Raw genomic sequence first — 12,719 nt, forward strand, 5'->3', positions numbered from 1 at the left:
TGTCGATAAAAGTATAGGAACGAAGCGCGGTTATGTCCGCGCAGGCTTCGTTACGCGTATTTGATCTGAGCGACCGCGCGCAGCTCGTCGGCAGTGGCGGTGCCGTAGCCGAAGAACTCCAGATACGCCGGAATCATCTCGAACAGCATGTCCGTGCCGACCTGCACGGCGCAGCCCTTGTCTTTCGCGGCGCGCAGGAGCGGCGTGTATTCCGACTTCATCACCACTTCGCCGACGAACGTGCCTGGCGCGATGCGGTCGATATCGAACGGCAGCGGGTCCGTGTCCTTCATGCCGAGCGGTGTCGCGTTGACGATGACGTCGAAGCCGTCGGGATCTTTCGTATCGGTTCTGACGATCAGGTTCGGATAGTGCTCGCGCAAGCGCGAGGCGAGCCCTTCGACGGACGCCGTGTTGGTGTCGAAGATAGCGAGTTCCGCGACGCCCGCCGCCGCGAGCGATGCCGCGATCGGCGAGCCGACGCCGCCGCTGCCGAGCACGAGCACGCGTGTGCCCGCGAGTTTGCGGCCCTTGCGCTCGACGCCGCGCACGAAGCCCGCGCCGTCGAACTGATCGCCGACGAGCCTGCCGTCTTCGCGCTTCAGGATTGCGTTGCAGGCTCCGGCGATGCGCGCGGTGGGACTCACTTCATCCATCAGGCCGACGGTCGTGATCTTGTGCGGCATGGTGACGAGCGCGCCGCGGATGTTCGTCAGCTTGAACAGATGCGGCAGGAACGCGACGTAATCGTCGGGTTTGACGCCCATCGGCACGACGACCGCATCGATGCCCTGTTTGTCGAACCAGGGGTTGTAGATCATCGGCGCCTTGAACGCTTCGGTCGGGTAGCCGAGGTGAGCAATCAGAGTGGTCTTGCCGCTGATCATGGCAGCTCCTTTCACGATGTCGGACGCGCGCGGTCGCGCTCCGATCATGATAGAGCGGATTGCGTCTGCCGCAGTGCGGCAATCAGTGACTCGCGCCAAGGTAGGCCGCCTTCACCGACGGATCGTTGCGCAACTGCTCTGCCGGGCCGTGCGTCGCGACGCGTCCGTTTTCGAGCACGTAGCCGTAATCCGCGACATTGAGCGCTGCGGCTGCGAACTGTTCGACTAGCAGCATCGTGACGCCGTCCGCTTTGAGGCGCTCGATGATGCGAAAGACTTCGTCGACGAGAATGGGCGCGAGACCCATCGACGGTTCGTCGAGCAGGACGAGGTCCGGATTGAGCATGATGGCGCGCGCCATGGCGAGCATCTGCTGTTCGCCGCCCGATAGCGTGCCGGCGAGTTGATTGCGGCGTTCTTTCAGACGCGGAAAGAGTTCGATCGCGCGTTCGAGATCGGCGCTGACATCGCCCTTCGGGCGCGACCATGTGAGACGCGGAAAAGCGCCGAGCAGCAGGTTATCGGTGACGGACATGGTCGCGAATACGCGGCGTCCTTCCGGTGAATGCGCGAGTCCGAGGCGCGCGATCTTGTGCGAATCGAGCGAATCGATGCGCTTGGAGTTGCTGCCGACGCCCATTGTGATTTCGCCTTCGGTCGGCTTGATCATGCCGGAGATGGCGCGCATCGTCGTGGTCTTGCCGGCGCCGTTCGAGCCGATCAGCGTGACGACTTTTGCCTTCGGCACGTTCAGTGAGATGCCGTGGAGGACTTTGACTTTGCCGTAACCGGCGTGGAGGTTTGTTATCGTCAGCATTTTTCTTTTTCGGCTTTTGGGGGAATCCTGTGATCGTGTCGGTCTATTAGCACTGCGGGGCGGCACTCACTTTCTTTGCTGCTGCAAAGAAAGTAAGCAAAGAAAGCAGCTTCCGATACGCCCGCGGTCACACGCAATTTGGGTAGTCCTCTCGTCCTTCGTGGGCTGCCTAAAGAGTGCCCTCATAGGCCCCATCGGGCTTGGCTCGCGCACGGTCTGTCTCATCGCACCACACAACAAACTGGTTCAGCACCAAATAGCTCCGGCCCGCTTCGCGGCCGACCGGTCAATCGGGTCCGCGCGTGCTTCTCTACTAACGTCTCCATCTCACTGCACTTGCCTCACGTTGGTTTCCCTTGCGGACCCGGCGGCAGCGCGTAGCGCTGTGCCGAAGCTCTTTCGTGCTGAACCAGCGGCCATCTAAAACTAGCTCGTCAGACCGTGCGCGATCCAAGCCCGATTGGTCCTTTGAGGGCGACACTTAGGCGAGTGCCATCGAGGACGAGAGAACTACCCAAATTGCGTGTGACCGCGGGCTTGAAAAGCTGCTTTCTTTGCCTACTTTCTTTGCAGCAGCAAAGAAAGTAGGTGCCGCCCCGCACAGGGGCAACGCTAATAGACCACTAAAAAACGGGATCCGGCGAAAACAAAACCTAAGCCACCTGCGCCGCCTGCCCCCCCAAATAAGCCTCGATAACCTTCTCATTAGCCTGAATCTCGGAAGGCTTCCCTTCGGCGATTTTCTGCCCGAAGTCCAGCACGGAAACCGTATCGCAAACGCTCATCACCACATCCATATGATGCTCGATCAACACAAGCGTGATGCCATGATTGCGCACCTTGCGAATGATCGCGACGAGTTCGCGAATATCCGGCGCGGTCAATCCGGCCGCGGGTTCATCGAGCAGAAGCAATTGCGGATCGAGCGCCAACGCACGCGCGATTTCAAGCAGACGCTGCTTGCCGTAGGGCAGATTGCGCGCTTCCTCTCCGGCGACATGCTCCAGGCCCACAAAACGAAGCATGTTGAACGCACGCTCGCGCGCCGCGCGCTCTTCGCGCCGATATCGCGGACTCATCACGCCGACATCCGCGATGTTCGATCTGAACGTGTGATGCAAGCCGACGAGCACATTCTCCAAAGCCGTCATCTCGCCGAAGAGCTGCACGTTTTGAAACGTCCGAGCGATGCCCGACAGCGCAATCTTCGACGACGTACGCCCCGCGAGCGATTGCCCCTCGTATTCGATCGCGCCAGCAGTCGGGACATAGATGCCCGTCAGCACGTTCATCATCGTGCTCTTGCCGGAACCGTTGGGACCGATGAGGCCGTGGATCGTGCCGCGCTTCACAGTGAGATTCACATCGTTCAACGCCTTCAGGCCGCTGAACTGCATCAGCACGCCGCGCACGTCGAGGATCGTATCCGCGCCTTCCGTATCGACCGCCGCGACGGCATCGTCCTGGCGCGTATGGCTCGCGAGCTCATCGGTATCGACCTTCGTCACGCGCACGCGGCCAAGGTTCAGCGTCTTGCGCACGAAGCCGACGATGCCATCCTGCAGGTAATAAACGACGAGCAGGATCATCAGACCGAAGATGGTCAGACGCCAGTCGGTGAGCGCCTCGATCCAGAACGAAAACACCGCTAGTCCCGCCGTGCCGACGATCGGCACCGCAACGCGCTGCGGCGTCGTGGTCTTCTTCGCGAGCGCAAGCGCGGCGCCCGCGACGACGACGACCGCCAGCGCCGTCGCGACGACGCGGAAGTTGGAGATATCGTCGAGCAGCTTGGGTAACATGACGATCACCGTCGAACCGATGATCGCGCCCGTGCGCGTCTTGCGTCCGCCCATGATGATGGCGAGCAGGAAGAGGATGGTCAGTTCGAAGTTATAGGTGTTAGGCGAAATGTATTGCTCGGAATACGAGTACAGGCAGCCCGCGAGGCCCGCGAATCCCGCACTGATTACGAATGCAATTACCTTGTAGCGATACACCGACACGCCCATGCAGTCCGATGCGATCGGGCTGTCTCGCAGCGCTTCGAATGCGCGCCCGAGATGCGACTTCAGCACGCGATGCACGACGATCAGCGACACGACGAGCAGCGCCGCGACGAGCCAGTAGTACTGCACCTCATCGAGCCTGTGTCCCGCGAACATCGGCTTCGGGATCTTGAGACCCATCGGTCCGTTGGTGAGGAAATCCATCTCGTTGATGAGAATCTGGATGATCGTGCCGAACGCGAGCGTCACCATCGCGAGATACGGACCGGACACGCGCAGCGCGGGCAATGCAAGGATCGCGCCGAAGCCGGCTGTGATCAGAATCGAAAGCGGCGCGGTCAGATAGAACGGCATGCCGAGCTTGATGAACAGCACGCCCGCCGTGTATGCGCCCACGCCGAACAATCCCGCGTGACCGAGCGACACTTGCCCCGTGTAACCCACGACGATATCGAGCCCGAACAGCAGGATCGCGTAGATCATGATGGTTTCGACGAGGTGGATGTAGTACGGATTGCCCGACGCCACCGGGAAAATTGCGAGTGCGGCGAGTCCGACGAGCGCCGCGATCCAGTTCTTTGCTTTCATCGTCGCCGCCTCAGACTTTCTTGATCGCCGTCTTGCCGAAGAGACCTGCGGGCTTGACCGCGAGCACGATCAAGAGCAGCACGAGTCCCGGCACGTCCTTGTAGCCGGTGGAGATATAGAAGCCGGTCGTCGTCTCCGCGATGCCCAGGATCATCCCGCCGACGATGATGCCCATGCCGCTCGACAAGCCACCGATGATCGCCACGGCAAACGCCTTGAGGCCGAGCACCGCGCCCATCGTCGCGCCGGTCAATGTCAGCGGCGCGATCAAAACCCCTGCAAATGCAGCGGTCAACGACGAAAGCGCATATGAAAACGTGATGACGAGGCCGGTGTTGATGCCCATGAGCGACGCTGCATCGCGATCGTTCGCGGTCGCGACCACGGCCTTGCCGAAGATCGTCTTGCGGTTGAAGAACTCGACCGCGAGCATCATCACGAGCGCGCCGCCGACGACGAGCAATTCCATCGGCAGCACGTTTGCGCCGAAGACCTTCAGTGGCGCTTCGGGCAGGGGCGAAGGAAAGCGCAGATCGTCGCGGCCCCAGACGTTTTCCGCGACGTTCTTGAAGATGATGCCGAGCGCGATCGTCGACATGATCCAGCCGAACTCGGACTTGATCTTGATGGCGGGCCGCACGCCGATGCGTTCGACGAACGCGCCCTGCGTGAGGCCGAAGAGACACACGAGCGGAATCATCAGCCAGTAGTTGACGCCAGCGGATACGAGCGTGAGGCCGACGAGCGCGCCGAGCATCAGGGCATCGCCCTGGCCGAAGTTCAGCGTGCCGGATGTGGCGAAGGTGAGTTGATAGCCGAACGCGATCACGGCGTAGATCATGCCGAGTGCTATGCCGCTATAGACGAGTTGAAGGAGGATCATGGTCGGGGTTTTTCTTGTGCAGGTCTGCGCTTCTTGAGATTCCTGATTTCGCTTCGGTCTATAGCTTTTGCGTGATGCTGTTTTGCTGGATCGCGTTTTCGTGTCGGCTCGGTGTCGTCGCCGGATCCCGCTCTCGCGTCGGTCTATTAGCACTGCCCCTGTGCGGGGCGGCACTCACTTTCTTTGCTGCTGCAAAGAAAGTAAGCAAAGAAAGCAGCTTCTGATACGCCCGCGGTCACACGCAATTTGGGTAGTCCTCTCGTCCTTCGTGGGCTGCCTAAAGAGTGCCCTCAAACACCTAATCGGGCTTGGCTCGCGCACGGTCCGTCTCATCGCACCACACGCCAAACGGGTTCAGCACCAAATAGCTCCGGCCCGCTTCGCGGCCGACCGGTCAATCGGGTCCGCGCGTGCTTCTCTACTAACGTCTCCATCTCACTGCAATCGCCGCCCTTTGGTTTCCCTTGCATACCCAACGGCAGCGCGTAGCGCTGTGCCGAAGCTCTTTCGTGCTGAACCAGCGGCCATCTGAAACTAGCTCGTCAGACCGTGCGCGATCCAAGCCCGATTGGTCCTTTGAGGGCGACACTTAGGCGAGTGCCATCGAGGACGAGAGAACTACCCAAATTGCGTGTGACCGCGGGCTTGAAAAGCTGCTTTCTTTGCCTACTTTCTTTGCAGCAGCAAAGAAAGTAGGTGCCGCCCCGCACAGGGGCAACGCTAATAGACCGACACGAATACGGGATCCGGCGATATAAAAAAATCAATTCGACGCAGTAGTGGTCTGCTTGGACCGCAGAGTCCCGCCGCCTTTCTTATCGGCGTCATACGCATAGATCACCCGCCCGCCCTTCACCTCCCCGATAACCGGCACATTCGGCGTAATAGCCTCGTGATCGCCCTTCGTAAAGGGCTTGTCGTACACCATCACGACACCTTCGACCTTAGTGTTCAAATTCTCGAGCGCTTCCTTGACCTTCGGCCCATCCGTCGTCCCCGCCTGCTTGATGGCCGCAGCAAGCAAATACACCGAGTCGTAACCTTGGGCAGCAGAAACCGGCGAATCGATCCGCTCGTTCTTCGGCTTGAATTCCTTCAGATAAGCCTCGATGAAGGCCTTGCGCTTCGGCGTGTTCGCTTCCTGAATGAAAGTCTGCGGCATGCGCGCACCTTCGCCGTTAGTGCCGGCATTGTCGATGTAATTGGCCATCGAAAGCGTCCAGCTACCGATCAAAGGCACCTTCCATCCAAGCTTGGCCATGCCGTTCGCGATCTGCGCAAGCTCGGGCCCGATGCCGTAAGTCAGCACCGCTTCCGCACCCGCCTCCTTCGCCTTCAGCAACTGGGCCGTCATGTCGACGTCCTTGATGTTGAACTTCTCCACGGCGACGGGCTTCACGCCTTTCGCGGCAAGCGCCTTTTCCAGATCCTCGCGGCCGAGCTGGCCGTAGTTGGTCGAATCGGCGAGAATCGCGACCTTCTTGAAGCCACGCTTCGTCACCGCTTCCTCGACGATCATCGGTGCCTGAATGCGATCGGCGGCAGCGTTGCGGAACACGTAGTTATCGGGCTGATCGTCGAATTGCTTCGTCACCACCGTGCCGGTCGCGACATTGTTGAACACCGGAATCTTCGCTTCCTGAAAGAAGCGCTGCGATGCGAGCGCTACGCCCGTGTTGATATAGCCGACAACCGCGACAACCTTCTCCTTGTTGATGAGCTCCTGCGCGATCTGCACGCCGCGCTCGTTCTTCGCTTCGTCATCGCGCTCGACCAGCACGATCTGACGCCCAAGCACGCCGCCAGATTTGTTGATCTCGGCGGTGGCAAGACGCACGCCATCGCGCATGCTGACACCCATGGAAGACGAACCGCCCGTGAACGGACCATCGACGCCGATCTTGATCGGGTCGGCCGCGTGCGCCAACGAGAAAACGCCGAACGCGAGCGTGCTCGCAATGAGCTTCATCTTCATGTGTGTCTCCGTCGCCTGATTCGTTATTTGAAAGTCCCATGCAACGCGGCGAACTTCGCAATGCCTTTTAAACGCATTCCGCGTTATCGATTACATAGACTGTGAGCGAGTTTAGAAAAATGTAAGGATATGACCATATTCGGACATACCCGAAGAGCACGAGCGTTAGGCCACACCCAATGCATCGCAACTGTGCAAAGCCCGGCATAACCCGGAAAAGATGCGAATTTAGACAGCATCCCAAAGCGTTTTCATGGCTTTCGAAACGGAGAAAACAGCGGGTATACGCGTAACGCCAAAGAAAAAAACGCGCGGCATCCCGGAGGATGACCGCGCGTAACCTTGCGCACTCTTCAGGCTATCGCAGCGATGACAGCGTTTGCGCGATGCACTTGTTATCGCGGCGCACCGGTTTCGATCGCGTGCGCGAACTGACGCAGCACCGCGCCCGATGCATCGGTGACGGCCCAGAACGTCATGCCATCGTGATTCCAGCGCGCGAGCGCGTAACCATCGTCGGATTGCGTGACGACCGGCTCCGTCTTCGCTTCGCCCTTGCGCTCGGGAAATACGTACACGTCGATCGGATGCTTCAGGTAGCGATACACGACGACCGCCACCGGCCGATGATCGATGTAATCCAGCCGTCCGCCGACGAGCGCGAAGCCCGGACCCGCGGGATCGATCACCGGCGGCGCATAGTCGATCCGGCCGTTGAACCACGGCTTCACCGTGTGCTTGTCGCTGGACAACACGTCGATCGGACGATCCGAGATCAGCGCGCGCACATGGCTCGACACGATCTCCTGCGCGATGGGCGAGCCCGTCGATACGGACGAGACGAGCGGCAGCGCCTGGAACCACAGCATCGTGCCGAGCACGAGCGCCGAGAGCGTCGCGCCCGCGAATGCGCCGCCGAAGAACGGCCACGGCGCGGCAAACGGATTGCGCGAGCCGCGTTTCGCCGGACGCGCCGGCTCGCGCCTGCACGCCTCTTCCTCGGCCTGAGCCCGCACGCGCGCCAGCACTTGCGTGCGCAGATGCACCGGCGCGCGCTGATACAGCGAACCATCGGTAAGCCTCGCATCGAGCGAGGCAATGTCGTTATTTTCCATTTCCCGACTCCTCTGCGTGACCCGGTCCCGCGCGGCGCACGAGGCGCACGCTCGGCTTGTCCTGCCCGCCCTGGGCCGCGCGCACCGCCCCCGCCAGCATCTTGCGGCCGCGCGCGAGCCGTGACATCACCGTGCCGATCGGCACGCCGGTCACGGATGCGACTTCCTTGTAGCTCATGTCTTCGAGTTCGCGTAACACCAGCACCTCGCGAAAGGCGATCGGCAGCGCCTCCAGCGCGCGATGCACCAGATGAATTTCGTCGCGGCGCACGGCGAGCGTTTCGGGATCGGCCGCGCCTTCCTCCGACCATCCCGGCAAGGCTTCGTCGCCGCCCAGTTCCTCGTCGTAGGGCGTCGCGTCGGCGAGTTGCACGCGCCGCCGCCACTCCGTGAACCACGTATTGCGCACGATCGCGAGCAGCCACGCACGCGCGTTCGCCTCCTCGCCGCCTTCGAATCCGCCGAAGAAACGGAACGCGCGCAGATAGGCTTCCTGCACGACATCGTCGGCATCGTTCGCGCTTCCCGACAGCCAGCGCGCGAGGTTGTACGCGGCGTCCAGATGCGGCATCACCGTCGCTTCGAAGCGCGCGTGGACCGCCTCGGCGTCCGCCTGGCCGCGGCGCCCGGACCTGTCTTCTTTCGACCTGCCTGGCCACATCGCGCGGGTCTCCTTTCCACAATCACGTTCGGAAAACTTCGTTCGGGCGCGGCGGCATCGCTTTTCCGCGCCTTCCCATCCGTTACTCCTCACGCGGGCGCTTTATTCCCGTTTGCAACGGCGACTCAAAAAAATATAGCGGGAATATCCCGCCGCATTCGCTGGTTCGATGGACGGATGCCAACGCGATCCTGCCCGCCGCAACGGGCATCGCCGGCTTCGCGCCCATGCACCGAGCCGCCGTGGGCCCGACTTCACCGATTCGAACGACAAGAACCGCGGCCGTCATCATCAAAGGAACCATCATGAAACCCGACCCGAACGCACTGCCGCCCGCGCAGCAACGCGACGAACTCGACGAGCACGGCAAGCGCCGCCGCACCGCACTTTCGTGCATGGCCTGGGCGGGCGCCGGCGTCATCTGGACGGTGAGCGGCGGCGTGCCCGTTTCGCGCCTGATCTCGTCGGTGGAAGCGGCCGAGCAGACCGGCTCGTTCAGCTTCGTGCAGATCAGCGACAGTCACATCGGCTTCAACAAGGATCCGAACACGGAGCCGACGAGCACGCTCGAAGAAGCCATCAACCGCGTGAGCGCGATGGAAAGACGCCCCGCGTTCATGATCCACACGGGCGACATCACGCATCTGTCGAAGCCTGCGCAATTCGACACGGCGACGCAGATCATCGGCAAGTCGGGCATGGACGTGCATTACGTGCCCGGCGAGCACGACGTGCTGGTCGAAGAAGGCAACGCGTTTTTCGACCGCTTTTCCGGGCAATACGGCAAAGGCAGCACGCGTCACTGGTACAGCTTCGATCAGGGCGGCGTGCATTTCATCGGCCTGACCAACGTGATCGACCTGAAGGGCGGCGGCCTCGGCTTTCTCGGCGATGCGCAGCTCGCGTGGCTCAAGGCGGATCTGCAGGGCAAATCGAGCAGCACGCCGATCGTCGTGTTCGCGCACATTCCGCTGTGGGCGTTGTATCCGCAATGGGGATGGGGCACCGACGACAGCGCGCAGGCGCTCGCGCTCTTGAAACGCTTCGGCTCGGTAACGGTGCTGAACGGCCACGTCCATCAGGTGGCGCAGAAAGTGGAGGGAGAGATGCGCTTTTATTCGGCGATGTCGACGGCGTTTCCGCAGCCCGCGCCGGGCGCACCGTCCGGTCCGGGGCCGATGAAAGTGCCATCCGAACAATTGCGCACGATGCTCGGCCTGCGCGAAGTCACGCATATCGCGGGACGCGGGCAACTTGCCGTCACCGATACGTCGCTCGCGGGGGTGCAGTCATGATCGCATCGACGATTGCGCACTACGTTTCGCCCGACAATCTCCGCCCGCTCGCCGGCAAGCTGCTGCGCCAGGCCGCGCTTGCGCTGGTCGTGAAAGGCGTCATCGGCGTGGCGATTCCGTCGGCGTGCGCGGCAGAACCCGCGCAACAGGTCGCGCTGGCGAACGCGCCGACCGTTTCCATCGACAACTTCGCGTTCAATCAGGCGACGATTACCGTGCCCGTCGGTACGAAGGTGACGTGGGTGAATCACGACGACATGCTGCATACCGTCGCCGACGAGGGAAAGAGCTTCAAGTCCGATCCGCTCGACAGCGGCGACAGCTTCTCGCATGTGTTCGACAAACCGGGCACGTACAAGTACTTCTGTTCGCTGCATCCGCACATGACGGGGACGGTCGTCGTGCAATGAGTCGCGTCAGCCGCGCGCCTTCGCGATCGCGGCGAGATTGCCCTCGCCGAATCCGTGATGCCCGCGCCGCTCGACGATCTCGAAGAACATGTCGCCGGGCTTGCGCTCGACGAACGTCTGCAGAAAAAGCTGCGGCGTGCCGTCTCCGAGAATCTCGCCGTCGACGAGAATGCCGCGCGTGCGCAGCTTTCCGATGTCGAGACCGTGGCCCGGCAGACGCTCGTCGATCTCGTCGTAATAGCGCGGCGGCGGCTGCAGGAAGCGCACGCCGCGCGCCATCAATGCATCGACGGAAGCGAAAATATCCGCCGATGCCAGCGCGATATGCTGCACGCCCTCGCCTTCGTGATCGGGCAGATATTGCTGCATCAGATCCGTGCGATAGGTGCCTTCCTCGTACACCGGAATGCGGATCGCGCCGCACGGCGAAAGCGTGACGGCGGAATCCTGCGAGACGTGCCAGTCCGGATGCACCTGATGAATCTCCGAGAAGTGCAGCACTTCCCGATAGAAATCGAGCCATTCCTGAATGCGGCCTGCGCCGACCGTCTGCGTGAAGTGGTCGACTTCGAGCAGGCCGGTGCCGTTGAGATCCGCGCGTGCTCCGGGAATCGGACGAAAGTCGATGTCGTAGATCGACGTCTCGCCGCTGTTCTTGCCCGGCCAGTGATCGACGAAATAGATATGGGAATCGCCGATGCCTTGAATCGCCGGAATCGCAAGCTCGTTCGGGCCGATTTTTTCGCCCTCGAAATCCCACGCGCCGTATTCGAGCGCGCGCTCGTGGGCGACCTGCGCATCGAGCACGCGAATGCCGATCGCCGCGATGCCGACGCCATGCGACTCGGCAAAGCGCGACGCGAACGAATCCGGCTCCGCGTTCAACAGAAAATTCATGCTGCGCTGGCGAAAGAGCGTCACCGCCTTGCTGATGTGCTGCGCGACGGGCACGAAGCCGAGCGTCTCGAACAGTCGGGCGAGCCCTGCAGGATCGGGGCTGGAAAACTCGACGAACTCCAGCCCCGCGATGCCGAGCGGATTGTCGCCGAGGTTCGAATCGGGCGTCGCGCGGGCGGAGGAAGAGGAGTCGGGCTGGGTCATCGGCAATACCTCGAAAATGTACGATCTGGTTCACGGACGCAAAACTACCACGACCTGCTGCTTCCGTGCGACCGGCGGCTTCATCCAAATGGCCGCGACGATGCGCCTAGAGTAGCGGCAGCGGGATTGCCGTGTCAAAGCCGGGGCCGCCCGACGCGTCCCGGCCGATCGTACGCGCCTTCAGGCGGCGAGGCGCGCCGCGCTCATCGACGGACGCTTCGCTTGCGGCGGAAACACGTTCCAGGTGCCGTCGTCATGGCGGAAGAAGATGATCGCGAGCGGGCCGCCCGGATGCTGGGCCTCGATGCAGACGTAGCGCGCGCCGGTGACATGCGAACGGCACAGACGCACGACGCGTGCCGGATGCGCGGCAGTCGGGGCGAGCCATTTGTCGACGGCCCAGTGCAGCGAGTTTTCGGTGGTTTGCATGATGGTCTCCTCGGAATCGATCGGCAAAACGTGAGGTTCAGGCTGCGAGCGCCACATTCATGCGGCGGCGGCGTTCGGCGGCGACATAGGCGCGGAAGAGTCCCGCCACGGCTCTGACGGCCGCGTGGGGATCGATGAAGCACGCTTGCACCTGACGGCTGCGGGCGCGGCCGTCGAGGCACCACGTAACGAAGTGCTCGCAGTTGTTGGTGAGCAGGTGATAGTTGTCTTCGCCGAGGCGGCTGCGGGCGCGGCGCACCGCTTCCATGCCGACGAACTTCGCGGCCGGGTTCTGGCGGATCGTGACTTCATGACCGGCGGCGAACTGCTCGACCGGGACTTCCTCGACCGGGCCGCGATGCAGCGACTTCGCGAAACCGGCATAGTGGATAACCATGCCGTTGCCGGCGTAGATGCCGTGATGTTCATAGCCGGAACGGCGCGTGACGAGTTCGGTGCCGAGCGCGGGTTCGTCGTCGAGCGAGAAGCCGTTCGCGGCGGCTTGCTGTTCGATCAGTCCGATTTGCTGGTTGGTTGACATGGCTGGCT

12 protein-coding genes are annotated in these 12,719 nt (G+C 61.9%); 2 read left to right on the top strand and 10 right to left on the bottom strand.

The window, feature by feature from the left end:
* Positions 1-50: 50 nt before the first annotated feature.
* From LDZ23_RS18240 to LDZ23_RS18270, 7 genes are all read right to left on the bottom strand, one after another.
* Positions 51-887 (bottom strand): shikimate dehydrogenase family protein, encoded by an 837-nt coding sequence (locus tag LDZ23_RS18240; RefSeq protein ID WP_008353278.1) that lies wholly within the window; start codon positions 885-887, stop codon positions 51-53.
* An 82-nt stretch (positions 888-969) separates the two neighbouring features.
* Positions 970-1,704: an ABC transporter ATP-binding protein gene (locus tag LDZ23_RS18245; RefSeq protein ID WP_008353276.1), complete on the bottom strand. Its 735-nt coding sequence runs from the start codon at positions 1,702-1,704 to the stop codon at positions 970-972.
* 653 nt (positions 1,705-2,357) lie between these two features.
* Positions 2,358-4,301 carry a branched-chain amino acid ABC transporter ATP-binding protein/permease gene (locus LDZ23_RS18250; protein ID WP_008353274.1) on the bottom strand — a complete coding sequence of 648 codons (1,944 nt, stop codon included), beginning with the start codon at positions 4,299-4,301 and terminating at the stop codon, positions 2,358-2,360.
* A 10-nt stretch (positions 4,302-4,311) separates the two neighbouring features.
* Positions 4,312-5,184 (bottom strand): branched-chain amino acid ABC transporter permease, encoded by an 873-nt coding sequence (locus LDZ23_RS18255; protein ID WP_008353273.1) that lies wholly within the window; start codon positions 5,182-5,184, stop codon positions 4,312-4,314.
* Between the two features lie 763 nt (positions 5,185-5,947).
* Positions 5,948-7,159, bottom strand: a complete 1,212-nt coding sequence (locus LDZ23_RS18260; protein WP_008353271.1) for an ABC transporter substrate-binding protein — start codon at positions 7,157-7,159, stop codon at positions 5,948-5,950.
* A gap of 395 nt (positions 7,160-7,554) precedes the next feature.
* Complete coding sequence (locus tag LDZ23_RS18265; protein WP_008353269.1) at positions 7,555-8,274, bottom strand: anti-sigma factor family protein; 720 nt, start codon at positions 8,272-8,274, stop codon at positions 7,555-7,557.
* Positions 8,264-8,935 (bottom strand): RNA polymerase sigma factor, encoded by a 672-nt coding sequence (locus LDZ23_RS18270; RefSeq protein ID WP_008353267.1) that lies wholly within the window; start codon positions 8,933-8,935, stop codon positions 8,264-8,266. The genes LDZ23_RS18265 and LDZ23_RS18270 overlap by 11 nt, the downstream gene beginning before the upstream one ends.
* Positions 8,936-9,240: 305 nt before the next feature.
* On the opposite strand from LDZ23_RS18270, the gene LDZ23_RS18275 reads away from it, so the two are divergent.
* Together LDZ23_RS18275 and LDZ23_RS18280 are read left to right on the top strand one after the other, a co-directional pair.
* A complete protein-coding gene (locus LDZ23_RS18275; protein ID WP_008353265.1) occupies positions 9,241-10,230 on the top strand; it encodes a metallophosphoesterase family protein in 990 nt (329 codons plus the stop codon).
* Positions 10,227-10,640: a cupredoxin domain-containing protein gene (locus LDZ23_RS18280; protein ID WP_008353264.1), complete on the top strand. Its 414-nt coding sequence runs from the start codon at positions 10,227-10,229 to the stop codon at positions 10,638-10,640. The genes LDZ23_RS18275 and LDZ23_RS18280 overlap by 4 nt, the downstream gene beginning before the upstream one ends.
* Positions 10,641-10,646: 6 nt before the next feature.
* On the opposite strand, the gene LDZ23_RS18285 is transcribed toward LDZ23_RS18280, so the two are convergent.
* From LDZ23_RS18285 to LDZ23_RS18295, 3 genes are all read right to left on the bottom strand, one after another.
* On the bottom strand, positions 10,647-11,741 hold the full coding sequence (locus LDZ23_RS18285) for a 4-hydroxyphenylpyruvate dioxygenase family protein (protein ID WP_008353263.1): 1,095 nt from the start codon (positions 11,739-11,741) through the stop codon (positions 10,647-10,649).
* A 180-nt stretch (positions 11,742-11,921) separates the two neighbouring features.
* Positions 11,922-12,170, bottom strand: coding sequence for a hypothetical protein (locus tag LDZ23_RS18290; protein WP_033537064.1), 249 nt, complete (start codon positions 12,168-12,170; stop codon positions 11,922-11,924).
* 37 nt (positions 12,171-12,207) lie between these two features.
* Positions 12,208-12,711 carry a lecithin retinol acyltransferase family protein gene (locus LDZ23_RS18295; protein ID WP_008353261.1) on the bottom strand — a complete coding sequence of 168 codons (504 nt, stop codon included), beginning with the start codon at positions 12,709-12,711 and terminating at the stop codon, positions 12,208-12,210.
* Between the last annotated feature and the right edge of the window lie 8 nt (positions 12,712-12,719).

The sequence above is a fragment of the Caballeronia zhejiangensis genome (assembly GCF_022879815.1).
Classification (GTDB): Bacteria; Pseudomonadota; Gammaproteobacteria; order Burkholderiales; family Burkholderiaceae; genus Caballeronia; species Caballeronia zhejiangensis.